This is a genomic window from Rhodococcus ruber (assembly GCF_027270735.1).
Classification (GTDB): domain Bacteria; phylum Actinomycetota; class Actinomycetes; order Mycobacteriales; family Mycobacteriaceae; genus Rhodococcoides; species Rhodococcoides rubrum_A.
Map to the genome: position 1 here is coordinate 311,998 of NZ_JAPWIJ010000007.1, position 26,587 is coordinate 338,584.

25 protein-coding genes and 1 pseudogene are annotated in these 26,587 nt (G+C 62.7%); 11 read left to right on the top strand and 15 right to left on the bottom strand.

The annotated features are described in order from the left end of the window. Nucleotides 1-92: 92 nt before the first annotated feature. On the bottom strand, nucleotides 93-1,091 hold the full coding sequence (locus O4220_RS18355) for an alpha/beta hydrolase family esterase (protein WP_269606818.1): 999 nt from the start codon (nucleotides 1,089-1,091) through the stop codon (nucleotides 93-95). Further along, nucleotides 1,088-2,083: an alpha/beta fold hydrolase gene (locus O4220_RS18360; RefSeq protein WP_269606819.1), complete on the bottom strand. Its 996-nt coding sequence runs from the start codon at nucleotides 2,081-2,083 to the stop codon at nucleotides 1,088-1,090. The genes O4220_RS18355 and O4220_RS18360 overlap by 4 nt, the downstream gene beginning before the upstream one ends. A 156-nt stretch (nucleotides 2,084-2,239) precedes the next feature. Here O4220_RS18360 and O4220_RS18365 point away from each other — a divergent pair, with 156 nt between their 5' ends. Further along, nucleotides 2,240-2,962: a MerR family transcriptional regulator gene (locus O4220_RS18365; protein WP_269606820.1), complete on the top strand. Its 723-nt coding sequence runs from the start codon at nucleotides 2,240-2,242 to the stop codon at nucleotides 2,960-2,962. 11 nt (nucleotides 2,963-2,973) lie between these two features. On the opposite strand, the gene O4220_RS18370 is transcribed toward O4220_RS18365, so the two are convergent. The 4 genes from O4220_RS18370 to O4220_RS18385 all read right to left on the bottom strand — a co-directional run bounded on the left by O4220_RS18370 (nucleotide 2,974) and on the right by O4220_RS18385 (nucleotide 8,641). Further along, a complete protein-coding gene (locus tag O4220_RS18370) occupies nucleotides 2,974-4,527 on the bottom strand; it encodes an alpha/beta hydrolase (protein WP_269606822.1) in 1,554 nt (517 codons plus the stop codon). Nucleotides 4,528-4,584: 57 nt separating this feature from the next. Further along, nucleotides 4,585-5,607 carry a DUF418 domain-containing protein gene (locus O4220_RS18375; protein ID WP_269606824.1) on the bottom strand — a complete coding sequence of 341 codons (1,023 nt, stop codon included), beginning with the start codon at nucleotides 5,605-5,607 and terminating at the stop codon, nucleotides 4,585-4,587. 42 nt (nucleotides 5,608-5,649) lie between these two features. Further along, nucleotides 5,650-6,543, bottom strand: coding sequence for an alpha/beta hydrolase family protein (locus O4220_RS18380; RefSeq protein ID WP_269606826.1), 894 nt, complete (start codon nucleotides 6,541-6,543; stop codon nucleotides 5,650-5,652). A gap of 322 nt (nucleotides 6,544-6,865) precedes the next feature. Then, nucleotides 6,866-8,641 (bottom strand): alpha/beta fold hydrolase, encoded by a 1,776-nt coding sequence (locus O4220_RS18385; protein ID WP_269606828.1) that lies wholly within the window; start codon nucleotides 8,639-8,641, stop codon nucleotides 6,866-6,868. Between the two features lie 478 nt (nucleotides 8,642-9,119). On the opposite strand from O4220_RS18385, the gene O4220_RS18390 reads away from it, so the two are divergent. Beyond that, complete coding sequence (locus tag O4220_RS18390; RefSeq protein WP_269606830.1) at nucleotides 9,120-9,332, top strand: hypothetical protein; 213 nt, start codon at nucleotides 9,120-9,122, stop codon at nucleotides 9,330-9,332. A gap of 23 nt (nucleotides 9,333-9,355) precedes the next feature. Here the strand turns inward: O4220_RS18390 and O4220_RS18395 are convergent, their stop codons facing one another. After that, entirely contained in the window at nucleotides 9,356-10,588 is a 1,233-nt protein-coding gene (locus O4220_RS18395) for an MFS transporter (RefSeq protein WP_269606833.1), read from the bottom strand. Between the two features lie 94 nt (nucleotides 10,589-10,682). On the opposite strand from O4220_RS18395, the gene O4220_RS18400 reads away from it, so the two are divergent. Continuing rightward, nucleotides 10,683-11,285, top strand: a complete 603-nt coding sequence (locus tag O4220_RS18400) for a TetR/AcrR family transcriptional regulator (protein WP_269606835.1) — start codon at nucleotides 10,683-10,685, stop codon at nucleotides 11,283-11,285. Between the two features lie 49 nt (nucleotides 11,286-11,334). Here O4220_RS18400 and O4220_RS18405 read toward each other — a convergent pair whose 3' ends face one another. Then, on the bottom strand, nucleotides 11,335-12,888 hold the full coding sequence (locus O4220_RS18405) for an alpha/beta hydrolase (RefSeq protein WP_269606837.1): 1,554 nt from the start codon (nucleotides 12,886-12,888) through the stop codon (nucleotides 11,335-11,337). Between the two features lie 108 nt (nucleotides 12,889-12,996). Between O4220_RS18405 and O4220_RS18410 the strand changes: the two genes are divergently transcribed. After that, entirely contained in the window at nucleotides 12,997-13,716 is a 720-nt protein-coding gene (locus O4220_RS18410; protein ID WP_269606839.1) for a MerR family transcriptional regulator, read from the top strand. A 7-nt stretch (nucleotides 13,717-13,723) separates the two neighbouring features. On the opposite strand, the gene O4220_RS18415 is transcribed toward O4220_RS18410, so the two are convergent. The 5 genes from O4220_RS18415 to O4220_RS18435 form a co-directional block, all read right to left on the bottom strand. Continuing rightward, a complete protein-coding gene (locus tag O4220_RS18415; protein WP_269606841.1) occupies nucleotides 13,724-14,440 on the bottom strand; it encodes a MerR family transcriptional regulator in 717 nt (238 codons plus the stop codon). A 222-nt stretch (nucleotides 14,441-14,662) separates the two neighbouring features. Then, nucleotides 14,663-15,589: a CorA family divalent cation transporter gene (locus O4220_RS18420; protein WP_269606843.1), complete on the bottom strand. Its 927-nt coding sequence runs from the start codon at nucleotides 15,587-15,589 to the stop codon at nucleotides 14,663-14,665. Then, nucleotides 15,586-16,569: an NAD-dependent epimerase/dehydratase family protein gene (locus O4220_RS18425; RefSeq protein ID WP_269606844.1), complete on the bottom strand. Its 984-nt coding sequence runs from the start codon at nucleotides 16,567-16,569 to the stop codon at nucleotides 15,586-15,588. Before O4220_RS18425 ends, O4220_RS18420 begins: the two co-directional genes overlap by 4 nt. A gap of 90 nt (nucleotides 16,570-16,659) precedes the next feature. Beyond that, nucleotides 16,660-17,364, bottom strand: a complete 705-nt coding sequence (locus tag O4220_RS18430) for a helix-turn-helix domain-containing protein (protein WP_269606845.1) — start codon at nucleotides 17,362-17,364, stop codon at nucleotides 16,660-16,662. A 131-nt stretch (nucleotides 17,365-17,495) separates the two neighbouring features. Beyond that, nucleotides 17,496-18,821: a flavin-containing monooxygenase gene (locus tag O4220_RS18435; RefSeq protein ID WP_269606846.1), complete on the bottom strand. Its 1,326-nt coding sequence runs from the start codon at nucleotides 18,819-18,821 to the stop codon at nucleotides 17,496-17,498. Nucleotides 18,822-18,965: 144 nt separating this feature from the next. Between O4220_RS18435 and O4220_RS18440 the strand changes: the two genes are divergently transcribed. The 7 genes from O4220_RS18440 to O4220_RS18470 all read left to right on the top strand — a co-directional run bounded on the left by O4220_RS18440 (nucleotide 18,966) and on the right by O4220_RS18470 (nucleotide 25,110). Next, complete coding sequence (locus tag O4220_RS18440; RefSeq protein WP_269606847.1) at nucleotides 18,966-19,562, top strand: TetR/AcrR family transcriptional regulator; 597 nt, start codon at nucleotides 18,966-18,968, stop codon at nucleotides 19,560-19,562. 92 nt (nucleotides 19,563-19,654) lie between these two features. After that, nucleotides 19,655-21,220, top strand: coding sequence for a GMC family oxidoreductase (locus tag O4220_RS18445; protein ID WP_269606849.1), 1,566 nt, complete (start codon nucleotides 19,655-19,657; stop codon nucleotides 21,218-21,220). 25 nt (nucleotides 21,221-21,245) lie between these two features. Further along, complete coding sequence (gene fabG / locus O4220_RS18450) at nucleotides 21,246-22,040, top strand: 3-oxoacyl-ACP reductase FabG (protein ID WP_269606851.1); 795 nt, start codon at nucleotides 21,246-21,248, stop codon at nucleotides 22,038-22,040. Nucleotides 22,041-22,109: 69 nt separating this feature from the next. Continuing rightward, a complete protein-coding gene (locus O4220_RS18455; protein WP_269606853.1) occupies nucleotides 22,110-22,838 on the top strand; it encodes an alpha/beta hydrolase in 729 nt (242 codons plus the stop codon). 126 nt (nucleotides 22,839-22,964) lie between these two features. Continuing rightward, on the top strand, nucleotides 22,965-23,537 hold the full coding sequence (locus O4220_RS18460; protein WP_269606855.1) for a TetR/AcrR family transcriptional regulator: 573 nt from the start codon (nucleotides 22,965-22,967) through the stop codon (nucleotides 23,535-23,537). Between the two features lie 60 nt (nucleotides 23,538-23,597). Next, nucleotides 23,598-24,530, top strand: a complete 933-nt coding sequence (locus tag O4220_RS18465) for an SDR family NAD(P)-dependent oxidoreductase (RefSeq protein ID WP_269606857.1) — start codon at nucleotides 23,598-23,600, stop codon at nucleotides 24,528-24,530. A gap of 355 nt (nucleotides 24,531-24,885) precedes the next feature. Further along, nucleotides 24,886-25,110, top strand: a complete 225-nt coding sequence (locus tag O4220_RS18470; RefSeq protein ID WP_269606858.1) for a hypothetical protein — start codon at nucleotides 24,886-24,888, stop codon at nucleotides 25,108-25,110. Between the two features lie 322 nt (nucleotides 25,111-25,432). Here the strand turns inward: O4220_RS18470 and O4220_RS18475 are convergent. Both O4220_RS18475 and O4220_RS18480 read right to left on the bottom strand, forming a co-directional pair. Continuing rightward, a pseudogene (locus O4220_RS18475) lies at nucleotides 25,433-25,924 on the bottom strand (response regulator transcription factor); the annotation flags it as partial. Between the two features lie 232 nt (nucleotides 25,925-26,156). After that, nucleotides 26,157-26,540 carry a hypothetical protein gene (locus tag O4220_RS18480; RefSeq protein WP_269606860.1) on the bottom strand — a complete coding sequence of 128 codons (384 nt, stop codon included), beginning with the start codon at nucleotides 26,538-26,540 and terminating at the stop codon, nucleotides 26,157-26,159. Between the last annotated feature and the right edge of the window lie 47 nt (nucleotides 26,541-26,587).

Consider the following 26,587-nt stretch of genomic DNA (forward strand, 5'->3'; position numbering starts at 1 on the left):
ACGCCGTTATCTGCATGCCCGAACCATGACCGATGTCATCGACCGGCTATTTTCGTTGCGCAGCAATGAGATTCCCGCAGCGCACACACCCGTTATGCAGTCGCGTTGTGCGACAGAGCGAATTGCCACGACACACGCGAGGCATCTACGCCCGAAGCGTCGGTGAACAAGCCCGCGCCGGGACCGGGCCAGACGTGACCCATACCTTCGACGAGGTAGGACTCGATGGCCGCCGGCCGCCCGTCATCGTCGCCGTATCGGGTGTGCGTGTACGGATGCTTGTCCGGTTCTTCGACACGAGTGGATTCGATCGTCGACGCCGGTTCACCCAAAGCGCCACCGATCGAAAGCCACTGCGCAGTCAACCGTTCGGCCATGACCGGCCGCACGACGTCGTCACGGTCCCCCTGAACAACCAGCAGCGGAACATATCTCGCACGATCCCCCATTTCCGCAACAGCCAAGCTTGCGGTGTACTCGGGAGTGACACGGTCCAGATCGTGCTGCGCCTTGTCGTAGCTGTACTCACCCCCAGCTGTCGATGTCACCGTCGCGAACACATCGGGATACGTCACAGCCATCGCGACAGCAAGACCCGCGCCCGACGACGCACCGGAGACATGGACGTCTCTGCGGTCGCCGTTGTACCGGTCGATCACCGATTCCGTGATTCCGGCGATCATTGCGGGTTCGCCGACACCACGACGTTGATGGGCCGGATCGATTGCGTTCCAACACAGTTGAGGGCTCCGGTCGAAGGTCTGCGTCGGGTAGACGACGATGAAGTCCTCCTCGTTCGCAACGACGTCGAACCGGGTCGTGTCCTTCATCGAGTTGATCCCGTACCCCGTCATGCCACACCCGTGAAGGGCAACCATGATCGGTGTCGGAGAGGATGGGTCGTAATCGGTCGGAAGATGCACCTGATAGTCGACGACACCTGCGTCGCCGACGAACTGCCCGTATTCGTCACGGTCACCGGACGACGCCCCTGCTGTAGCCGTGGTCAGGGTCGAGCTCCCCAGCGTCACGGCGAGGACAGCGAGCAAGGTAGCTCGAAACCCCTTTCTCGCAACAGATTTCACGTTCACGTCACCATCTCTGTCGAGCGGATGTGCTGCGCGAACCAGGCGAGCACAGTCTCCATGGTCTCGGGGTCGAGGCGCGTGCCCGGCTCGTTGTATCCGCTGCCCGGCGACGCGGCGATGTCCACCGGCGTGCGCAGGTCTTCTTTGAACACGTGATTTGCATTGGCCGGGAAGGCGAAGGTCACGTTGCTCATCCCGGCGGCGACCTCGCGGAGAGGAATGCCGTCGGCGTGCATATCGATCTGAAGGTCTTTCGCACCGATCAGCACCAGTGCAGGAATCTGCACCTTCCCGAGCGAAACGGTCGCGGACTCGACCCACAGCTCTCGGATGAACGGCAGATTCGCCGGTTCCTCCAAGCCTGCGAGGACCGTCTTCACGCTGTCCGGCACGCTCGGGTCGACATTCATCGGCAGCCCCGCCGTGTACCGCGCAGCAGCCTCCTGCACCCTCGCCATCACCTCGGACCCGCCGGGAATCTGGTTGATCTGACGCGCCAGTTGCGAGAGCAGCACGGTCTCTATCGGCCGGCCAGGTGGTGCCGCGAGGACGATTCCCGCGAAGGGGACGTCGTGGGTTGTCGTGGCGTAATGGAGCACGTGGAGGGCGCCTTCGCTGTTCCCGAGCCCGACGATCCTCGAGGGATCGACGCACTCCAGCCCGGACAGCACCGTGACGGCCTCCACCAGCTCGTTCAGATGCGACTGCATACTCATCGTGCCGGTCAGCGCCTCGACGTTGTCCATCGCGTGTGGACCGGATGCTCGCTTGTCGTAGCGAAGTGACGCGATACCTGCATCACCGAACGCCTCTGCCATGAGCCGAGCGCTGCCGTTGCTGCCGGGCAGCAGTGGCGAACACCAATCGCGGTCGGTCGGCCCGCTACCGGCCACGAAGACCACGGCAGGGAAGGACCCCTCACCGTCAGGGCAAACCATCGTGCCGTCCATCGTGATGCCGTCCAGCATCCAAGAGACCTCGAAGGTGTGTGTCATACATGCCTTTCTTTCGACCGGCCGCGAACCGCGGCGAAACTGATGGGATTGGGCGGAATCGGTCGGTAAACGGCCTGGAGCGGCGTCGGTTGATATCGCTTCGCGCCGCATCGGCGTTAGGGTTGGGGTTCCGATCGATTCGAGCGAGGGGTGCCCATGACGTGGAGCACCAGTGAGCTGGCCGAATTGGCGACGACCACCGTCAACACCGTCCGGCACTACCACCGGTGCGGCCTGCTCGACGAGCCACATCGTCGCTCCAACGGCTACAAGGAGTACGGCGTCACGCACCTGGTGCGTCTCCTGCAAATCAGGCGGCTACGCGACATCGGCGTTCCACTCGCGCAGATCGAGACCACCGGTTCGGGCGTCGGCACCTCCGCCGATGTGCTCACCGCCATCGACACGAATCTTGCCGACGTCATCGAGAGCAGCCTTCGCACTCGCGCCCAAATCGCACTGTTGCTCGAGCACGGATCGATCACCGAGGTCCCGGCCGGCCTCGAGCACACCGCACTGGGCATGACTCCTGCCGAGAGATCCATAGCTCTGGTCTACTCGCAGATATACGACCCCAAAACGATGGACGATGTCCGGGACATGATCGAATCCGACGACGACGCGGCGACAGTCGAGTTCGAGTCCCTGCCCGCCGATGCCGACGCCGACACGCGCACTCGCCTCGCCGACGAATTCGCGGACACAATCGCCAAAGCGATGGTCGAGTACCCGTGGATGAACGAACCGAACGCCCGTCTGATGGGAAGCCCGGAGTTGGCGGGAGAGGCCATCGCCGAGACCATCCGAGAGTTCTACAACACTGCGCAACTCGACGTACTGCTTCGTGCCACTGTCATCGCTCGGCAGCGACACCGTTGACCGGTCTCCCGTCACAGGACGCAGCGTGAGTCGTAGGAAGGCGTCGCGAGGTCGATGAGGTAGTCGGCAACGATCTCGTCCACGCACGCGTTCCCTGCGATGATCGATCCGTGCTGCTCACCCTCGACGGTCACCAGGCTTCCACCGAGCGCGTCCGCAAGGTTGACGGCACCCTGGTGCGGAGTCAACGCATCGCCGGTCACAGAGACCGTCAAAGTGTCTGGTAATCCTTCGATTTCGGTCGCATAGGGGTAGCCCAACGTGGGCTCGACGGGCCATTGCTCGCACGTATCCCGCACACCCTCGACCGATCTTCCCGAATCGACGAAAGGATTCGCATCGAATGCTGCGCGAATCAGTGCTGCTTCCTCGGCCGGACTGTGGCGTTCCTCGTCGATACAGTTGATCGCACCCGTCGCTTCGAGGGTGTTCGCGTAGGTTCCGTCCGCGCTGCGATCCTGGTAGATGTCGCTGAGTGCAATCAGTGAGTCTCCTCGGCCGTCACGCAGTTGGGCAAGGCTCATGACCACGGGCTGCCACGCCTCCTGTGAATAGAGACCGAGGACAACGCCTCCGATTGCTTTGGTGAACGTCAGTTCACGACCGTCGGCCGCCGGTAGTGGTGCGTCTACCAGGGGCCGAACGAGGCTGTGGAACACCTCGGTTGCCTGCGCCGGGTCCGGCCCCAGTGCGCAATCAGTCTGTGTGGCACAGAACTTCGCGAGCTCGTCGAATGCCCGTTGCATCCCACCGGCCTGCTGAATGCGTCGCTCCTTCGTTCCGGCGAGCGGGTCCATCCCACCGTCGAGAACAAGCGCCCTGACGTTCTCCGGGAACATCTCCGCGTACACCGCGCCCAGGCGGGTTCCGTAACTCGCACCCGCGTAGGTGAGCTCGTCGTCGCCCAGCGCAGCGCGCATGACGTCCATATCGCGTGCCACATCACGTGTACCCAGGTGGGCCAACGCGTTCTCTCCTCCAGACCCTGCTGCGCAGTTCTCATAGAATTCGCGGGTCGAATCTTCGGACATCGCATGCGGCAGAACGCTGATCGCAGCGCTGATCGCGTCGGTTTCACGCTCGTCGTCGTCGAAACAGTTCACCGCGGGTGTCGACGCACCCACACCACGTGGATCGAACCCGACCAGGTCGAACCTGTCGGTGACGTCGCTCTGCGCCCACGCGCCCGCGGTGGTTGCCGCGAACTCGGTTCCCGAGAACCCGGGTCCACCCGGGTTCAGCACAATGGAACCGATCGGATCAGCCGAACGTGCGGGAATCCTGGACAGCGCGATCTCGGCCGTCTCCCCCGCTGGATTCATGTAGTCGAGTGGCACATCCATGCGTGCGCACTGGTATTCCATTTGTGAGGCATCAGTTTCACCAGACGGGAGGTTCGCGGCAGGCGGGGCACAATCCACGAAGTTCAACTGCTGGCTGTAGAACGTGTCGAGAGATCCGGCGTCGGGCTCGCCGTCCTCGGGTGCGGTGTTCTGGCTGCAGGACGCGAGCAACGCCATCACTGCCACAGCCGCGCCCGCTTTCAGTCCTAGGTGAGTACGCATACGCCAATTACGCACTATGTCGTCGGCACACAGTCAAGAACGATGGGGTCTCCGCAATCAGTTGGTCGCGGTGGCGTTCCGGCGAACGGGCTGCCGATGTCCCCATGTGCCCCACCGCCACAACCACTCGAGCGGTCCTTGCACGAAGTGCCGTAGCCACAACACGCTGGCAACCCATTGCGCGAGGAGTATCGCGCCTGCCGTACCCAACAGCGTTGTCCACGAGGAGCTGTCGGAGAAGTTCAACACCAACCCCGCCGCCAGCATCAACGGTGCGGCACCGACGTAATTGGTCAGGGCCATCCTGCCCAACGGGCCGAAGGCCGCTACCAGAATTCGAGACACACCGGTTGTCATCAGCAGGGCGAGCGACGACACGTACACCGCTGCGACAGCCAGACCCGCTGCAGCGGACTCCGTGCTGAAATTCGACATCTCGATCGTCCTGGTCTGCAGGAAGATCAGCGGGATCGCGGCAACTGCACCGACGATCAGCACGATCGTCGCACCACGGCGCGACCGACCGATGGCCGATACGACACCGTACCGGGTGAGGACAGCACCCAGAAGGAGCATCCCCGGAGTCAGGCTGATACCACCGCCCGTGAAGAGAAGGCTCCCCACGATGAGCGCCACCGCCGCAACCGCTGAGACCCGCCGCGACATCCACGTGCTCGGAAGCAAGATGGCGAGGCCGACCACCGCCAGCGGTAGCAACGCAGATCCGGGTTGGAGCACGTTGAACGGGATTCCGATGGCGAGCAGGAGCAGCAGTCGCCGGAGCAGGAGTAGCCGGGGACGTATCACCCGGCGGGCAGCGGACTCGTAGAACATCGCAAATCCGATGCCGAAGAGTAGAGCGAAGATCGGGAAGAAGCGTTGTTGCACAAGAAGCTGCAACCAGCCTCCTGTGTTGTCGAGTGCCGCACGCTCGTAGAGGCCCGGTGCGGTACGGAAGCCGGTGAGTGGCCCGATGTTCACAAAGATGATGCCGCACAGTGCAACACCACGAATCACATCGAGGGTAGCGATTCGGCCGACGGCGGCTCTCGAAACAGACTGCTGGGCAATGGATGTCACGTGTTCAGCTTTCTGCTAGGTTCGACCGGGGCCGCCCGCACATCAACGGGCGAAAATCCATGATTCGAACGCATCGGTGAACTGCTGCGAGAAGGGCAACGGCTCTCCGTACTCGGCACCGGTCGACGGCTGGTCGCCTACGTCCTTGAGGACATGATTCGCCGTGTCCAGATGCGTTGTGCTCAGCTTCGTTTGCGCCAAGACGTCGTTGAGACCGGCCACGTCGACGCATCGAACCTGCATGTCCTTGTCCGAACAGCTTGTGAATACTGCCATCGAGGATGGCAGGGACGCCGCCATGGCGATCGGATCGAGTTCGTCCTGAGTGGCCAGCATGGTGGCGCCTGCCGGAACCATCCCTATCGAACGTAGCGGTTCCGGGAGATCGTTCGGAATTGTCCCTGAAGTGCGGATCTGGTCCACCGTGCGGTTCAAGGACGATACGAGGTCGACACCAGCCACATCCACCATTCGTCCAGATTCCACGAGTCCGGCGACCTGACGCATCATGATGTCCAATGTTCGAGCCGTCTGTGGTTGCACCAGGCCCATCGAAGTAATGGGCGGCACCTCGCCGGCCTTGTCGGTGGCCAGCGCCAACGCCACCAGGGCACCTTGACTGTGCCCGACCAGTCCGATTCCCGAATTCTCGATGTGCGGCCGATCGACGAGGAAGTTCGCCGCCGCCGCGGCCTCGTGCAGGTATACATCGTGCCCGAGTTCCGACGGGTCCGTCTCTGAGTCCAATTCCGTTGCACCGGTGCCGGATTTGTCGTACCTCAGGCTGGCAATGCCGCGGCGCGCCAAGACGTCGGCCAAGTAGCTCAACGTGCCGATGGATCCTTCGACGTGGACGTTGTCGCCATTCCTGTCCGTCGGCCCGGAACCGGCGATCAGCAGTACGGCCGGAACAGCTATGCCGGTGTCGTCGGGCATTCGTAAGCTTCCATGAACCGTTTGCGCCCCGTTTTCGAACGCGACTTCTTGATCCATGCCCACCGATTGTGGAGCTGGGCTCGCGCTCTTCGAGTCGGAAGTGGCACTGCCACAAGAGACTATGGCCAGCATGGACAGACCTGCCAGTATCGCCGTCGATGTCGTGAACTTCATGTGATTCTCTCCAAGGTTGCTCTGTCAGAGTCGAAGTCTGTGTCCTGCGCTCGCACGCGCTGTGGACCGAAACTAGTGCGTGTTCCGAGAACAGGGTCAAGCCCTGGTGTTTCGACCTATACGACCGGTTCACCGGGTACGCGGTGGCTCACCTGCCCGATTCCGCACGGATGGTCGGATCGGTGAACCTGGGTGCCGGGCCGGCATGGTCGGTGCTTCCCTCGATCGGCGTCCAGGACTCGTAGGTGAATTCCTCCAGGGGCATGGGCTTGGCATGTGCCACGATCGTCCGTGGTGGCCGATCGCCGCCGAGCAGGAAGTCGATCACCGGTCGATCGACTTCGTCTGTGCCATAGGGGAAGACACCGTGAACACTCTCGTTGTCGACCGCGATCAGGCTCGTATTGGGTAGCTCTGTGCCCGCCACGTGACCCGCTTCCCACGGCGTCATCGAATCGAGTTCACTCTGCAGAACGATGGTTTCCGGGAAGTCCTCGCTCAACGGAGGCATCGCCGAGTCCGTCGGCCAGAATGCACAGGCCTGCGGCCCGTCGAGCAGTCCACTCTGCGCCGAGAAGGGCGCAGCGAGCGCTGTTCGCTCGTTGAATTCGTTCCAGTATTCGTGGCCCTGAACCCACTGTCCGTCGGTGCATTTCGTAAAGTCGATGACCTCGTCGTAGGTACCGCGAATCAACCCACCGGAATTGTCTGCCGGTGCCGCGGACAGTGCCGCCAGCACGTCGTGGGCCGCCGTGCGTTGCTCCTCGGTGAGGGTGTCCATCCCGTCGACGATGCGGGTCGCGGAGGCAACAGGAGTCGTAGGGGTCACGGCACCTTCGCCCTCGGCGATGATGAGCGAAACGAGCTGTCCAGCAAACGGATAGACCACCGAGCTGGAGAACGCAACGTTGAGATTCGTCGACGCCCAGGCGTAACGCGCAGCGAGCGAGCGCTCCGGGCCACCGGTAGCAGCGAAGTAGCGATTCCAGATCACCTCGGGGTCACCACCGAGACCGTACGTGGCGTCGTTACGCGCAATCCAATTCATCATGTGCAGCCGGAACTGACGATCCCGGCCCTCGTGGGCCACGTCGTACAGACTTTGAATCGAGTCCTGCGTCGGATCCGTGGCCGAATCGAGAACCATGCGCTCGATGTTGTCCGAAAACAGGCTGCCGTACCAGGCACCGAGCCACGTGCCGTAGGAGTAACCCATATAGGTCACCGATTCGAGCCCGAGAAGGTGACGGATCAAATCCATGTCGAACGCGGTCTGTTCGGTGGTCATGGTCGCGACATCGGGATCGACCGAGCACGACTCGCCGATCGCACGCGTTTCGGCGACGGGTCCGTCGGCCGGATCGTATTCGTACTCGCACTGCGCATGACTGGACTGGCCGAGGCCACGCTGATCGAAGCTCACGTAATTTGTGGTCTGCCGCAATTCCGGGGTGTACATCTGAACGGTCGAGCTGTAGGACAACCCCGACGCGTACGGTCCACCCGGGTGGGTGATCATCGTGGTGTGGTAGTCAGGATCGGTGGGATCGATGTTGCGTGCCTGGGAAATTCGTACATCCCACGTCTGCTGCGGATCAGGATCGTTCCAATCGCGCGGGACCTGGATAGTTGTGCACTCGACGTTGGATATGTCGGCACCCGGAATGGGCGGTCCGTCGTCGTTGAATTCGCATGCCTCCCAGCCGAGTTGCTGGTCGGCCAACGGCCCAGCGAGTGCGGCGATATCCGGTGTTCCATTACCGGATTCGTTGCCACTGGTGGTCGAATCGGGCAGTGGCGGCGACGCCATGGCAGCCATCACGACGACGCCGGTCAACCCGATGACACCGGCAGCGATCAAAGCCGGGAGCAAGTACTTCCTCCCGCGCGTTGCTGTACCTGGCACCATCTCGTGCAACGGCACATGAGCTCCTCGTCATCGATCATCGGTCGGTCCCGCTGTGGCGCACGGCACGGTGTGCGTGCGTTCTCATCTGCACGGCAAAGCTATTCCGTGTTCCCGCAACAGGGTCAACTGTCGGCGATGCGAGGGAGACAACGGGGCGCGGCTTTCGTCGTGCCGCTTCCGAAGCCCGACCCGATCTGCTTACTGTCGATCGATCGACGCCAAAGCACGTTAGGGTCATGAGTAGGCGGTCGACTTATCGTCGATCGCGACGCCGCAGAACTCCACTGACCTGCTCGGGCGAAGGCGATGAGCCGAGCAAGGGTCGAGAAGGTCGAGTAAGCAATTGATCAGCACGCCTATTCACGACGAACTCCTAGAATCACTGGGCATCGAGACCGGCGATGTGAATCGCGCTGTCGAACCGTTCATCGATCCTGCACCCGGCGCAACGCCCAGGCGTCCCCGGGCGCGGCACCAGCGAGGCTGACGCCACATGCCCACGGCACGAGAAAAGCAAGACTCGGCTTTCGCCGCGTACCAGCTGGCCAAAGATCACGAGCACGCGCTGGCCGGCGAGCGCGGACAAACGGACCCCGATGTCCCCTTGATCGTCGACCACGACGACGTCGAGTTTCATGACGCGATCGAAGCAGAGGTTTCGGCGCAGGTGGCGCTCAGCGCCGCGCTGAGAGCCGTCGACGACTAGCCCCCGAGTTCGCGGCGAGTCGCCTACTGCCGTGCGCCTGGAGGAAGACCATGGCGGCGGGCAGCAACTGCGGCGAGCAAGGTGCAGGCGACCAGACCCAGGGTGACGACGGGAAAAGATCCTGGTCCTGCGCCGCTCAGAAGTATTCCGCCCATGGCGCTTCCGAGGAAGATAGCCGCGTTCGCGACAGTCGTCAGTATCGAATTGGCAACATCGGCATCGGGGCCGGATGCGTCCGCCAGTGCGGTCTGCAACAGCGGCGCAGCTCCCCCGAACGACATGCCCCACAGAATTACCGCTACGACGAACACCGCCGGATTGCTTCCCGCGAGAGCCAAAGCGGTGGCTCCCAGAGCGAACGCGATCAAGTAAATCAGCACGAGCCGTCGCAGAATGCGGTCCGCCAGCGCTCCCACAACGGCAATGCTGGCCATCGCAGCCACCCCGAACACCGCCAGCACCACATCGACTCTGAGCCCTACGTCCATATCGTCGATGATGGGTGCGATGTACGTGTAGAGCAGGTTGTGGGCGAGGAACCATCCGAGCACTACAGCGATGATCGGCGCGACACCGGAGAGCAGAAAGACGCGACTCAACGGCGTTTGCGCAGTGGAATTCTGTCCGTCGGAATCGGGAACTGATACGACCACCCACGCGATCAAACCGAGGGCGATCACAGACATCAGACCGAAGGTCCATCGCCACCCGATCAGCGTTCCGAGATACGTCGCAAGAGGCGTGCCGACGGCGAAAGCAACAGGCGTACCCGCCATCGCCACGGTCAGCGCCTTTCCTGCCAACGCGGGCGGCGCTATCTTCCGGGCGTACCCGGCGAGTATCCCCCAGACCACCCCGGAGAAAGCCCCCGCAACGAAACGCGCCGACAGTGCAATCTCGAACCCAGGCGCAAGTGCTGTGATCGTATTGGCCACTACGAACCCACCAACCGCGATGAGCAGAATCGGTTTGCGTCGCCAACTTCGCATGAACGTGATCGCAGGAATCGCAAAGAGCACCGCTCCGAGTGCATACGCGCTGATCAACTGCCCTGCCGCGGCCTCCCCGACACCCAAACCCCCTGAGAGCTGAGGAAGAAGCCCGGCAGGAAGTGTCTCGGTCATGATGACGATGAATGCGGTCGCTGACATCGCCAGCAGAGCTGACCACGGAAGTCGCTGTGTGCTTCTACCCCCGGCCGGCATCGGAGTTGTGGAGCTGTCGCTGCTGCCCTGAATGACTTCTGGATTGGTCATTCCGTAAGTCAACACTACCGGTGCCTCTCGTGCCAAATATATGGATCGATTAGCCTGTAATTCACAGCGCACCGAAGCACGGAATGGAGCAGCAATGAGCAGAACCGGGAGACCACGGCAGTTCGACGAGGACCGCGCTCTCGAAGCTGCCATGGTCTTGTTCTGGGAGAACGGCTACGAGGCAACGTCGTTGGCACAACTACGAAGCAGCATGGGGATGTCTTCGGCCAGCTTCTACGGTGCGTTCAATTCCAAGGAAGGGTTGTTCGCCGCCGTGGTCCAGCGGTACGTCGACAGCTACGGACGTGCGACCGCACCACTGGCAGACGAATCCTTGGACCCTCGAGACGCCCTGGAGAAGACGTTGCGCGGATCGGTGACCATGCAGACCGATTCGTCGCATCCCCTCGGATGCCTGGTCGGCCTCGGTGGAATCATCGACGGTCCCGACGCCGGAAGGCACTCTGCTCTGGCAGCCCGGAGGACGCTCGATCGCCGCAACATTGCCGCGCTGGTCGAACGTGCTGTCGATCAGGGTCAACTCGACCCGAGCATCCCGATCGACGCAACCGCGACACTGTTACACAGCTTCCTACTCGGATTGTCACCCCTCGCCAGAGACGGTGTGCCCGCCGATGAACTTCAGGCATCGGTCTCGGCAACGATGACGTTCTGGGATTCCATGTACCCGAGGTAAACGAACCACTTTCTGCCACAACATCTCCGGTCGCGGACCTCACCGACGATCAGGGTGTGGGAGCCGAGGCGAGGTCGCACCGTGCGTCGGGTGTGGGCGATTCGAGGTTCACCAGATACGCCGCGACGATCCGGTCGACGCACGCATTGCCCGCGAGGGAGGCACCGTGCTGTTCACCTTCGACCGTGAGCAGGCTGCCGCCGAGCGCCTCGGCGAGGGCGATGCCGCCGGCGTGCGGAGTGATGCCGTCGCCGGTCACCGAGACCACGAGAGTGTCGGCCAGGCCGTCGACCTCGTCGGCCAGGAGCGGGTTGAGCGTGGGATCCACCGGCCAGTTCTCGCAGCCGTTGCGCGAGTTCTCGACCGCAGTGCCGGGGTCGATGAACGGCGCGGCGTCGAACACGGCCCGCTTGAGAGCCGTCTCCTGGTCCGGGGTGTGGCGATCTTCGTCGAGGCAATTGATCGCGAGCAGCGACTCGAGATCGTTCGACGAGGTGCCGTCTGCAGCACGGCCCTGTAGCGCATCCCGCAGTGCCAGCAGCGGAGCACCGTTGCCGGCCTTCAGTTCGCTGATTCCCTCGAGCACGATGGGCCATGCTGCGTCGCTGTAGAGCCCCACGATCACGCCGGAGAGGGCACCGATGAACGTCAGGTCGCGGTCGTCGGTGGCGGGTGCTAGGGACTCGACGAGCGGCTGCACGAGGTTCTGGAACTCGGTCGTGGCGGCGGCCGGGTCGGTTCCGAGAGGGCAATCGGCCTGCGTCGCACAGAATTTCGCCATCTGGTCGAACGAGCGACCGATGCCTTCGAACTGCTGCACGCGCAGATCGTGCGTGCTCATTCCGGGGTCGAGCGCGCCGTCGAGCACAAGAGCACGCACGTTGTCGGGGAACATCTCGGCGTAGACGGCACCCAGCCGCGTTCCGTAGCTGAGTCCGGCGAAGCTGAGCTGCTCGTCGCCGAGCGCCTCGCGCAGCACGTCCATGTCGCGAGCGACGTCGCGCGTGCCGACGGCCGCAAGCACATGCTCTCCGCCGGAGCGGTCCGCGCACTGCTCTGCAAGGTCGCGGGTCTCGTCTTCCGTCCAGTCTTCTGCGCCGGAATCGTAGGAGGTGAACTTGGCGTCGGCGTCCCGTTCTGCGTCGGTGTAGCAGTCGATGGTGGGTGTCGATGCGCCGACACCACGCGGGTCGAAGCCGACGATGTCGAATTTCTCGGTGACCGGGCTGTTCGCCCAAGCCAGCGCAAGGGTCGGCGCGAATGCGACGCCGGACATGCCGGGGCCGCCTGGGTTGACCACAACGGAACCGGTCACGTCGTCGCCGCGCGCCGCCACTCTGAGGAGAGCGATCCGAGCGGTGTCGCCGCTCGGGTTCGCGTAGTCGAGTGGCACCTCGAGTGTTGCGCACTCTGCCGCCACGTCGGGCGGCGGAAGGCCGGGTGCCTGCGCGGGTGCCTCACACGCGGTGAACTCGAGCATTTGGCCGTAGAAATGCCCGAGCGAGGCGTCGCTTACGGGCGATGACGCCTCGGTTGCGACACAGCCGCTCAGCACGAGCAGAACGCTCGCTGCGGGGACGAGAGTAATAGCGCGGAGGCGCATGGTGTCTCCTTGGAACGTGCGATGGTTGGCGTGAACCATCAGAACGAGCGTTCCCGGGGCACGGTCAACCCTGGCGTCGAAGATGCCGACTCAACCGAAGGGATGCCAGTGGCATGGAGCACGCGACAGCTCGCGGAAATCGCCGACACCTCCGTCAAGACCATCAGGTATCTCCATTCCCTCGATTTGCTCGACGAGCCCGAGCGAATGCAAAACGGCTACAAGCAATACGGCGTCGCGCACCTCGTGCGCGTTCTGCAGATTCGACGATTGAACGAGCTTGGTGTGCCGCTCGCGCAGGTCGCGGAGATCACCGGCCCCGACGGGTCGGTACTAGAAGCGCTGCGCACCGTCGATGGCGCGCTCGAGTCGATGCTGACTCGACTCGACGAGGTGCGGTCCGAGCTCGAGCAACTGATCGAGCACGACGCTCCCACCGACCTACCCGCAGGCTTCGACGCAGTCGCGAGTGTGCTCTCCCCCGCTGACCGCGCGGCGCTGTTCGTGAGTTCTCGCGTGCTCGACGGTGATGCCATGGACGACCTGCGTGCCGTCATGCGCACGGAACCCCGCACGGATCGCGATGCCGAATTCGACGCGCTCGAGGTGGATGCCGACCCCGAGCAGATCGATCGGCTCGTCGAGTGGATGGCAGACGTGATTCGCGCACGGCGACAGAAGTTCTCATGGACGGTCGACCCCGGCACACGGTCGCCGGGTGGGGCGGCATTCGCGCAATCGACGATGGTCGAGGCGGTCTTCGAGCTCTACAACAGCGCCCAGATCGAGGTCATCCGGCGAGCGGGTGTTCTCGCCGACGACAGTTGAGCTCGGACTAGTCGAGCCAACCGTCGAGCAGTGGATGCATACGGCGAAGCACCTCGAGCTGGGCCGCGTTGTGCACGCCGACGACCGCATCCAGCAGGATGTCCCGAGTGCGATCGTCGCCCAGCCGCGTATTCGCGTCGGCCCCGGCGAACACGCCCTCGACATAGGCAAGAACGGGATGTGGTGCCAACCCCTTCGCGAGGCGTCCGACGGTCACATCGTCGACACGTGAAGGCAGTGAATCGAACTCGACCTGCGGTTCGGTGCGTTCGGTCGTGAACTGTTCCCGGATCGCATCCAGCGCACCTGCGGATATCAGCCGCGAGCAGATCAGGGTGAGCGCGCGGTCCGCGGCCGTCAACCGGCCGGCGATAGCAGCGAACTCCGCGGGCGCGTCATACGGCGCATCGAGCCCGATCATGGTCGCCAGATCTTCGCGCGCGGCGAGCAGATGGGCGATCGAATCCGTCAATTCCGTCTCGAGCGAGCGAAGCATCGTCGATGGCGGTGCCTCGGAACCCATCTCGGCGATGTCGTGCAGAGGTACTCCGAGGTGCGCCAGCCTCCTGACGTGCAAAAGGCGCACGAGGTGCCGCACCTCGTAGCGTCGTTGGCCGTCGAGTCGGCGCGAGGGCTCGTCGAGCAGACCGACACGGTGATAATGGCGAACGGTATTCGCGGTGGTCCCCACCAGGTCAGCGAGTTGTCGCCTGTTCCACGGCATCGCCCTCACCCCCTCTCTGTGTCTCGGCCTTCGGGGAGTCTCGGCTCCCGGGGTCTGATGCACACGTGTATTTCATGCGGCAGCCGCACCCTGCCATCGAACACCACTCACCGTTCCGGAGCGGCAACCCATCGTGAAATCGTTCGTTCCGTGGAGAATCCTGACCGGGTACCGAGCAAGGCGTCGCGCAGTGTCGCGTCGAGCAAAATGCCCTGCTGTGGATCAAAGCCACCCGTTTTTCTTGAACCGCCAATGCAATGTCGTCGCGACAGAACTCATCAGAGTCAGCGCAAACGGGTAGCCGAATGCCCATGTGAGTTCCGGCATGCTGTCGAAGTTCATTCCATAGATCCCGGCTACGAGGGTGGGCACCGATGCGATTGCTACCCAGGCCGATATCTTGCGCATATCTGCGTTCTGCCTCAGGTTGACCTGGGTCAAGTTCGCATCGAGCATGCTGTCGAGTTGACTCCGCATTCCCTGAACCCTGGACACCACGCGGTGCAGGTGTCGATCAAGCTCGGCGATTCCGTCTGCATCTATCGTGTCTCCGTACTCGCCCGAGGTGACCCAGCCGGGTGCCCTGCGTCGGAGCAGGCGACTCAATGGCTCGCCGGTCAACGGCGTGGTTGCTCTCTCCATCTCGGTGACAGACCGCCTGAGCCGATAGATCGCTTCCACCGAATGTCCACCGGCGCGGGAAAACACCTCCCCTTCGACGCGGCGGATGTCACGGTCGAGTAGCTCGATAACTTCGACGTAATTGTCGATGACCATCTCCAGTGCGAGATGAAACGCTCCCAGTGGGGTCCGTTCGGCTTCTCCGCCGGCGGTGTCGAGACTTCGATGCATCGTGGGAAAAGTTGATTCCGGCGAATCGCAGACGGTTGCCAGAGCAGATGGACTTACGGCAAAGATGACATCGCCGAGCTCGACCCCGCTCTCGGCGGACAAGTATTTCGCCGTTGTGAGTGCGAGAAACAGTTGTTCGCCGGACACGTCCATCATCGGGCGGATCGGTGTACCCGCTACCCGATGAAGTGCATCGACGTCGATCTCAGAGGCGTCCAGCCTCGCCGAACCAACCTGGGTGACGTCCGAGATGCACGACCATGTGAAGGGTCTCCGGCCCTCGAGCTCGGTGGTCATGCGCACACGTTGTCGTCGTACCACTGCGCGGCGTCGATGATCGCAATGTCGATGTTTCCGGGTGAATACCCGAGTTCGCGCTGCGCCTTACCCCAATCCGAGGACTGGGGTGAAGAAAGATATCTGCCCAGGCCGCGGTCCATCGAAGGCGGGCGTCCCGTAACCATGGCCGAGACTTCCTGACCGGCACCGTACGCGACCAACGCGCTGCGCGGGAGCCTGATCGGGCGACGCTTCGCACCCACCAATTCGGCTATACGCGAGAACATTTCTGCGTAACCGACGTTGTATCCCGAGAGGTTGTATCCTTCACCGCATCGTCCATGCTCTGCCGCGGCCAGAATGCCGGCCGACACGCCTCGTACGTCGCAGAAGGACGACGTACCGGGGAACGCGAACGTCGTCTTACCCTCGTGCATGTCGCGAATCACCCGGCCGAGCTGCAGTGTGTGGTCGAACGGCCCGATCATGAAGCCCGGATAGACCACCACGACGTCCAGGCCGTCAACAATCCTGTTCCGAACCTGTTGTTCCCCAGTAACTTTGGTTTCGGCATAGTCGTATCCCATGCCGGTCAAAGGATTGCTACCTCCACGTTCGTCCACTGGTGATCCGTCGGAGTTGCATCCATGCACATCGATCGTGCTGGTGTGCACCAGACGACCGACTCCGGCGTCGACACTCGCGTCGGCGACAATACCTGCGGCGACGACGTTCACACTGCGCCGGCGTGCTGAGAGTTTGCGCCAGGTCGATGTGTCCCCTGCAAGATGGAAGACCCAGTCCTGACCTTTGACCAGCGAATCAACAGCGTGACGATCGAGCAGATCTGCCAGCTGGATGTTCACGGGAAGGCCGCTCAGAAAGCGTGTCGTAGACCCAGGAGCACCGCTCGCGAGAACCTCGTGTCCGGCATGGACCAGATCTCTGACCAGATTGCTGCCGACGAATCCTGTTGCACCGGTCACCAAACACTTCATGTCGTGTCTCCATCTTCGTTTCGTGCGTCGGTCACGTCGGTGGACGGAACCGTGAACGGCTGGGGCGATGGCAATCTCGCGGCCCGTGAATCAGCCCGCTATGCCGAACCGCCGCATTCGCTTGTAGAGCGTCGTACGGCTGATCCCGAGATGCCGTGCTGCGGCGAGCTTGTTCCCCCGATGCGCGATGAGCTTGTCCTCGATAACGGTCCGTTGAGCGCTGTCGATTGCGCTGAGCAGCGGCATTGCAGCTCGCTCCCGCAAGCGCCCCAGATCACCGACGCTAACGTCACCCACCGAACGTGTCCGGCTTGCGGCGAGCACCTCCGCTTCCAGTTCGGCCACGTTGCCGGGCCAGTCGTGCGCGAGGAGGAGTCGCATTGCGCCGGCTGTGAAGCGGACGCGGGCACCCATGTCCTCCAGCATCGCGTCGATCAGTGTGGTGATCTCGTGCTTGCGCAACCTCAGTGGAATCAGCTCGACGTGCGTTCTGCACGAATCGATCAATCGATACACGTCCGGTGCCACCGTGCCGAGCGGTGCGCTGGCGAGTGCAAACCATCCGGCCGACCGAGATGTCGACTCGTACAGACCATGAGCGGCCAATGGCGACAACAGATGTGCGTTGTCGACCACGACAGGACGCAGCCCACTGTCGAGCGCCACAGCAACGGCGCGAATCCATTCCATTTCGGTCAGGCGAAGCAGGTCCAGACCGTCGAACCAGACGGGATCAGCTCCTTCCGTCAGCTCCGCCAGCAACGTTGTTCGGCCCGTTCCTCGTTCTCCCGACACGGCGAGAGAGGTTTTGGTCAGTCTCGTGCGCTGCAGAGTGTCTCGTCGGCGCTCGATACGCGAGGGGCACGTGATCGACTCGGATGATCGAGCGGTCGGTGGACCCCGGCGTGACACCCTGGACGTCCTGGTCACGAGTGCATCCCGGCCGGCGACGTCAACCCGAACTCGTCGCGGATCTCCGACAGCACGTGCTGATAGGCGTGCGTTTCCACGTAGTTCGCGTGGCGTGGTGTGTCTATGTAGTCGACTCCACCCCGGAGGTCGGGCCGGTGCGACGCCTTCAGCTCGGTGAATCGCTTCTTGTTCTCGCCTTCGAGCGAAAGATCAAGTGCGACAAGCTGTGCCATCTCCTCGAATCGCTTGTACGCGGCGTCGGCGAACTCGACGAAGCCAACGACGTAGAGAGAGTCGACGGTTCTGTTGAATACATTGAGATACAGCTGTGGATGTCCGTCCTTCCACTCGAAAAGACTGTCGTCGAGGAACGGCACTTTCTGCTCGTATCCCGTCGCCAGGACGATGACGTCGACCTCCTCGGTGCTGCCGTCGACGAATACTGCTGTGTTTCCGGCGATCCTGTCGAGCCCCGGCTTTGCCGTGATGTCACCGTGTGTGAAGTGGTGAATGATCTGATCGTTGACGATGGGGTGGGACTCGAGAAGGTTGTGATCGGGTGCGGGCAGACCGAATCGGGTCACATCGCCGACGAGCGCATCCACCAGGGCATTCGGGTCCTCGGGGAGGGTAACGCCCGCGGGAGCGGCTGCACCGGATCCGATGAATACGTCCAGTGGCACACCGAAGACATGCTTCGGGAGGAATCGGTAGCCGCGCCGCACACTGAGGTACGCGCGGTCCGCACTCCTGGCCGCGTCGCAGGCGATGTCGACTCCCGAATTTCCTGCCCCGACGATCAATACCTTCCGATCGTCGAACAAGGACGTGTCGTGGTAAGCGGATGAGTGGATCAGCTGCCCGGTGAACGTCTCACTGCCCGGGATGCTGGGCTGGTTCGCGAGCCAGGTGACACCGGGAGCGACAACGAGTGCGCGGTAGTGGCGCATGGAGCCATCGACGGACACCTGCCATGTGCCATCGGCCTGCAGATCTGCGGACTCGACGGACGCATTGAAAGTGATTGCCTCGTAGAGGCATTCGTCGGCTGCGAACTGTCGGATGTAGTCGCGGATCTGACGCCACGACGGGTAGTCGGGGTAGCCCTCCGGCATCTCGTGTCCGAAGAATCCGCTCGTGTACTTGGAACTGATGAAGTGCGCGCTCTTGTAGATCGGGCTCCCCTCGTTCTCTGGATCCCAGATGCCCCCGACGTCGTGATGCTTCTCGAAGTGGTCGTAGGCAATGCCCGCCTCACGGAGCTGACGAGCGACGACCAGCCCGGACGGACCTGCACCGACAACGCACACGCGTTCCGATTCGATCGATGTAGCAGTCATCTGCAACTTCCTCACTGTGGTCCCTCGACCGGAACGGGAGGGGTGTCCATGACAGTAAGTTGGTCATGTGACCAAGTCAAGGGACCTGGTTGTAGGATCCAGTACATCAACCACGAGATTTGGCCGACAGGAGCGCGACGGACGATGGCACGAGTACCGGTCGGACAGCGACGACAAGAGCTGGTGGAGGCAGCATTTCGCGTCATTGCGGCATCAGGAATCCAGAAGACCACTACCCGAGCGATCTGCACAGAAGCCGGCGTGAACCAGGGGATCTTCCATTATTGCTTCAACTCGAAGAAGGAACTGTTCCAGGAACTGATCCGATCGGTCGTCACTGGAATGGTCGAGACATCAGCCGAGATCCGGCCTGCTCGCTCCGACACCGCTACCGCGGTTCGCACCGTCTTCGACACCGCATGGCAGCACGCACGAGCACATCCGGATCGACACCTCGTCGGCTACGAACTGACGACGATGGCCCTGCGCGACGACGAACTGGCCGACCTCGCTGCCTGGCAGTACCAACAGTATTTCGAGCAGTCGATGCGCGCTATGGCCTCTGTCGAGGAGTCTGCGCAGATCCGATGGTCGATACCGATGCCGGTCCTGGGCCGGATGGTCGCAACGATCCTGGACGGACTCGTTCTCGGTTGGCTGGCCGACCGTGACGATGACGCGACCGAACGAATGCTCGCCCAGTTCGCCGACGTCGTCGCGGGTTTCGCCGTCGAACGCTAGCCGGTAACGCCTCATCGGCCAGGTGATTGCCGACACGGAGTCTGTCCAGTTCGTGGACACAACGACCGCACGGATTCGTCCACTGTTGTGGCATGAACCAACTGAGCGGATCACCGACCATCATTCCCGGACTACACGGTCCAACACACCCACCATTCGACTACGTCATCGTCGGCGCGGGAACAGCCGGAAGCGTCCTCGCAGCGCGCCTGAGCGAAGACGCACACGTGCACGTTCTACTCGTCGAGGCAGGATCCTCCGACGTACTTCCTGCAATGGCCATCCCCTTCGCATGGCCCGAACTGATGGGGACAGCGGCCAACTGGGGTGAATCCACAGTGCCACAAAAGTTCTCGCAGTCATCGGTCCCAGTGCCCCGAGGACGCGCCCTGGGCGGATCCTCCGCCACCAATGGGCTCAACTTCGTCCGCGGACACCGAGCGAGCTACGACGCGTGGGTCGACCAGGGGGCGAAGGGCTGGGGGTTCGACGACCTGTTGCCGTACTTCAAGCGATCCGAAACCACCACCGGCCGCGACGCCGAGATCCGCGGAACCAGCGGGCCACTCTCGGTCGGTCCCATGTCAGCGCCGAGCCCCATCGCCACGGCCGCACTGAACGGTGCGACCGAAATGGGATATCCACGAGCGCAGGACATCAGCAGCGGCGTCGAGATCGGCTTCGGACTATCGGACGGAAACATCAAGGACGGGCAGCGCCAAAGCGCGTCCGACGCCTACCTCGACCAGGCGACCCTGGATCGCCCCAACCTTCACGTCGTCACCGACGCCATGGTTCGACGCATCCTGGTCGCAGACGGAGCGGCAACGGGGATCGAGTATCTCCGCGGCGGATACACGGTGCGGGCAAAGGCAACCCGCGAAGTCATCCTCACCGCCGGTGCCATCGGCTCCGCGCATCTGTTGCTTGTATCCGGAATCGGACCGAAGGAGCATCTGCAGGACAACGGAATCGACGTTGTCCTCGACCTGCCCGGTGTCGGGGAGAATCTGCACGATCACCCCATGTCCACGGTTCTCTACGAGTCGACCGCACCCCTCCCCCACAACCAGCACAACCTCATGGGCCAGGCAATCGGCCTCGTCGAAACACCGGGTGCTGTCGCCGGTCCTAACCTGCAGATTCTGGCGATCACCGCGCCGATGCGTGCGCAGACTTTGCCCGGACCCGACAACGGATACGCGATCGCCTTCTCGGCCGTGACGCCGTTCAGTCGAGGATCGGTACGTGTGGCCGACAAGTCGGTGTCGGTCAGTCCCTTGATCGACCCCAACTATCTCGGTGACGAACGAGATGTCGCGGTGATGGAATTAGGGCTCGAGATCGCTCGTTCGATCGGCAACGCGCCGGCACTGGCGCAGTGGCGAGGCGGGGAGATGCAGCCGGGCATGGCCGTCGGCGACAGCGCATCGGTGCGTGATTACCTCGCGCGAAGCCTGGTCGTCTATTTCCACTACGCCGGAACCTGCCGCGTGGGCACCGACGAGATGGCCGTCGTCGATCTCCACCTGCGTGTACGGGGCATCGGCGGACTCCGAGTAGCCGACGCATCCATCATGCCGTCGCCGGTGTCCGCCAACACCAACGCAACCGTCTATGCGATTGCGGAAAAAGCTGCCGACCTCATCCGCAGTTGACACTCCGAACCCACAAGGACCCCCCATGAACAATGCCGAAGAAGCCGGCCCGCGAGTCGCGCTGGTCACCGGCGGCACGAGCGGTATCGGCTTGGCCATCGTGACCCACCTGGCCCATCAAGGCTATCGCGTATTCCTCTGCGCCCGAGACGAAGACAAAGTCGAATCCACAGTGACCGAACTGCGCGAGTTGGGACTCGATGTCGACGGCGGACCGGGAGACGTCGGATCGACAGCGGATGTCGCGCACGTCGTGCGCACCGCGGTCGAACGCTACGGCCCCATCGACGTTCTGGTCAACAACGCCGGAATCAGTGGCGGCGGAGTGACTGCGGACATCACCGACGAGCTCTGGTTCGATGTCATCAACACCAACCTCAACGGCACGTTCTTCGTCACGCGCGAAGTACTCACCGCCGGCGGTATGCGGTCCAAGAAACAGGGACGCATCATCAACATTTCCTCGACAGCCGGCAAACTCGGCGTCGTCCTCGGCGCGCCGTACTCCGCCTCCAAACACGGGGTCATCGGCTTCACCAAGGCCCTCGGCAACGAACTCGCCCCGACCGGCATCACCGTCAACGCGGTATGCCCGGGATACGTCGAAACACCCATGTCTCAATGGTTTCGAGAGAAGTACGCCGCCCAGTTCGCTACCACGGAGGCGGAGATCGAGAAGAAGTTCATCGCCAGGATCCCCCTGGGACGGTACTCACGTCCCGACGAGGTCGCCGGCCTCGTGGGTTATCTCGTCACCGATTCGGCCGCCTCGATCACCTCGCAGGCGATCAACGTCTGCGGCGGTGTCGGCACCTACTGATCCACCCGCGACGGCGACATCACTTCGATGTCGCCGTCGGGAACACACCCCAACCCACAGGAGAACATCATGGCCAAGACCTTCGTCCTCGTACACGGACTCTGTCACGGAGGGTGGGCCTGGAACCCGGTCGCAACACTGCTTCGCGCCCAGGGACACACGGTGTACACACCCACCATGCCAGGACTCGGTGCCGACGACGCGCGTGCCGATATTCATCTCGCTGACACCGTCGACTACCTCGTCGAGTACATCGAACAGCACAACGTCACGAATGTCGTTCTTGTGGGACACAGTTGGGGTGGATTTCTGGTCTCGGGTGCATCGCAACGCATACCCCACCGCATCGAACGACTCGTGTACTGGAGCGCGTTCGTGCCTCACACCGGAGAATCGCTGATCGACCTGTGCCCAACCGAGTTCGGTGAGATGTTCCGCTCGTCGGCACAAGAATCGAGCGACAATTCCATAGCTTTCCCGGCCGACGTCTTCGCGGCTGCCCTCATGCAGGACGCGTCCCCCGAAACACAGCGGGTGTTCCACTCACTCCTCACGCGCCAGCCATTCCATACGGTGAACGAATCTCTGAATCTCGATGAATGGCAACGCCTTTGTCTTCCGGCAACCTACATCGCGACCGACGACGACATATCCCTGCCGGCCGGCGACTTCGGCTGGACACCACGGTTCCCGGACCGCCTTTCCGATGGCCACGTCATCTCGACGCGGGGTAGTCACGAGGCGCTGATCACCCAACCCGGATCTTTGGCCGATGCTTTCGTCAGAGCATGCGAATGACGGTGGCGATCGAGGACGCTGTCGCAGGGCGGGCCGGACGCGGTCCGCCACGCACGTAATGCCGTTTCAGGAGCACCGATGAAATTGATAGTTGACTGACTGCTCACTCTCTTATATTGTTTCGGCATGGCCAGACCACGTGATCAGAATCGACGAACCGCAATCTTGACCGCGGCCACCCGCGCCATAGCCGCCCAGGGACTCGGAGCGTCGACAGCGGCGATCGCCAAGGAGGCAGGTGTCTCCAACGGCTCGTTGTTCGTCTACTTCGACACGAAAGTTGCTCTGCTGAACGAGCTTTTCGTGTCCCTCAAAACAGAGATGGCGGAGTCGGCATTGGTCGGCATTCCCGTCGGCGAAGAACCACGCGAGCAGATGCTGCACGTGTGGACACAGTGGATGCACTGGGCGACAACCAGTCCCGACAAGAGGCGTGCAGTCGCACAACTGCTGGTGTCGGACGAGATCACCGCCGCCAGCCACGACGAGGCGAACGCGGCGTTCGGTGCCATGGCCGACCTCCTCGAGCGAAGCCGAGCCGGTGGCCCGATGCATGATGCCCCCCTCATCTTCCTGCTCACGCTCACCAACACCATCGCCGAGACCACCATCGACGCGATCATTCGCGAGCCGGCCGAAGCCGAAAGACTCACCCGCCTCGCTTTCGAGGCCACCTGGCGGGTGATCTCCGGCAACTGACATCGCCCGGCCCCGACTTCGCTCGAAAACCGCTGTACCACAAATGAACAGGACATCGACATGGCTACACAGGCTCGTAACACCCCGGCGTGGATCGTCACCGGACCGACGTCCGGAATGGGTCGATACGCCGCATTGGAGCTCGCGCAGCATGGCACCGTAGTGCTGGTGGGCCGGGATCCGGACAAGCTCGAGTCGGTGAAAGCCGAAATCGAATCGGCCACCGGGAACCACGCCGTCTCGGTCGTCTGCGATTTCTCCGACATCGAGAACGTTCGCGCAGCTGCCGCACAGATCGTCGAACTCGGACTTCCGCTTGCGGGACTGCTCAACAATGCGGGCATCATGCCCAACCGCGCTGAGAAGAACCTCCAGGGATGGGACCTGGCCTTCACTACCAACCACCTCGGACCGTTCGCGTTCACAGAGGCCCTCGTTCCACACCTACCCGACCACGCGAACGTCGTCTTCACCTGCTCGTCCTCGGAGGACCCCGACAACAAGCCCGCGGTCACGGTCGGCTTTCGTGGTGGGCGGTACATCTCCGCCGATGCGAGTGCACGAGGCGAGTGGTTGCCCGGAGGATCGTCCAAACCCGGCTTCGACGCCTACGCCACCTCCAAACAAACGAACCTCGCCACCGTTCTCGCTCTCGCGCGCGAAATCCCTCGGCTGCAGTTCTCTGCCGTCGAACCGGGCTTCAACCCCGGCACCGGTCTGGGCCGCGACGCCGGACCACTGCTGAAGTTCCTCGCAAAGTACGTCCTGTCGCCGCTGGCCCCGCTCATCAAGAACTGGAGCACACCCAAGCGTGCGGCACGATTGCTTGCCGCGACACTGACCACGCCACAGCAGACGTCGGGCGTCTACTACGACGAAAGCGGCAAACCCATGCTCGGCTCCGCCCAGGTGCGTGATCCCGCGTTCAGCGACCGCGTAGTTGCCGAGACCAGAGCACTGCTGTCCACCCAGACACTGAGCCAATCGCTCTGACACGCATGCCCGGAGCCGTTACGGTACGGGAATCGCGTTGTCGACGAGAACGGGTGCGATGGCGGCGGCAGTGGCGAGGGTGTCGGAGTCCAGAACTCGACTCCGTGCCGAGGCACCGTCCAACAACAGCGCCAACTGCTCGCCGAGCTGGTCGGGGTCCGACGCGCCAGCCTCGCGGGCGGCATCGGTGAGCCGAGCGGCAAAGCCGGTCCTGTAGTCGCGGGCCAGCCGGCGACATCGTCCTCCTCGCGGTGCTGTTCGACAGCGCCGCCCCGATCGTCAGCGAGTTCGGGGGCGGGCTGGCCACCAGATCATCGTCGATATCACCAACCCATTCGATGCCGGCGCCAACGGATTGGCGGTTCCCCACGACACCTCTGTCGCTCAGAAAGTCGCTGCGGTCGCCCCGGCAAGCGCCGATGTCGTCGAGGCTTTCAATACCCTCTGTCGCGACGTCCTGGCCGCAGGCGGCCCGCTGGATGTGCTCTTCGCCGGTGGTGACGCGAAGGCCAGAGCACGCGTGTCGACCTTCATCGAAAGCCTCGGAATGCGTCCACAGGACATCAGCGGACACACTTGAACACCGCCTCAGCACCGCCTGCTGAACGTCGGCACTCTGCAAGCCCATGCCGGACACCGCCCGCGCCTCTCCGGTGCGATCGACGACGGCGAGGCCCTCGTCGTACAGACTGTTGTAGCGCTGCACCGATTCTCGGATACGTGCTACGCCGGATTCGTGTTCTCGCGAGCTCAGTTCTGCGAAGAACGATGCTGCAGCGGCCCGATTCTCGCCGAACCGTTGGGCCCGTTCGCGGCCGACCAACAGTGCGAGGGGAACCGACAGAGCAAGCACGACGACGGTGGAGTAGATCATCAACACCAACAGGACACGCCGACGCACGTCAGGTATCACAGCGGTAGCCGAAGGCGCGGATGGTGGCGATGGTACCCGGGCGAGCGACCTTGGAACGCAACGCCGTCATGTGGACGTCGAGCGTTCGTGAGATCGCGACATAGGCGTCACCCCAGATCGCGTCCATCAACTGTTCCCGGCTCACTGCTTCGCCGCGTCGCGTCACCAGATGTGCCAACAGGTCGAACTTTTTGGTGGTCAGCGCAACAGCGCGTCCGCCGACTTCGACGGCACGACCGGACAAATCGACGACGTCACCGAGTGTCAGCCTGTCCGCCGCGGGTTCGGTGGCCGCGCTTCGACGATGCGCGGCCACCTCCAGTCGCGCGTGCAATTCACCCAATCGAACCGGCTTGACGACGTAATCGATTGCACCGCCGCGCAGGGCCCGTACCACCGAGCGCTCGTCGTCCCGTGCTGTCAGTACCACCACCGGGACCGAACTGAAGGTTCGTAGTTTGCGAAGAACATCAAGGCCGTCCAGCCATCGTTCTGGCCCCAGCTCGCCATCGCCGCAGAGACTATTGGTGCGGACACAACGCAGCTGCTCGACGGTCGGGCCCCAACTGGCTACGTCGAATTGTGAAGGACCGGCTTCCGACAGCGCTGAACATGCATGCCAGGACTACACCGGCTCGACCGCTGCGATCGATGTTTGGGGCCGTCCGGCCTCGAATTGCGCTCGCATGCGAGTCGCTGAGTTTTACGCCGCTCTACTTTGTGAACGATCCCCTGTCGTTGTGCTCCCAAGGTAGTTCGACCTCACTTGGAGACTCGTCCAGCAGTTCGACGATGTAGTGGGTAACCCGACGGTTTTCGAGATTTCGGATGCGGTGAGGCGTGAGCGGACGAGCTCGTCCAACTGTTTTGTAGAGCACGAAGCCTGGCTCCGCGACTTGACTGATTCCCCAATCTTCCACTCCGAGGTCTTGCCCCTGCGCCCGACCCGCATCGGGCCACACGACGACATGGTCGTGGTGATGCTGATGAAAATCGAAAATGCCGTGCGGTTCCAATGTCATCGACCAGACGCGAACCCTGTCGTTCTCGAACAGCAGGGTGTCTCCTGGAGTCGGGGGGATGTCGTTCGAGGTCACGCGATCTCCTATAATTGGATGCAATTGGTGTACGTTAGCATACGATA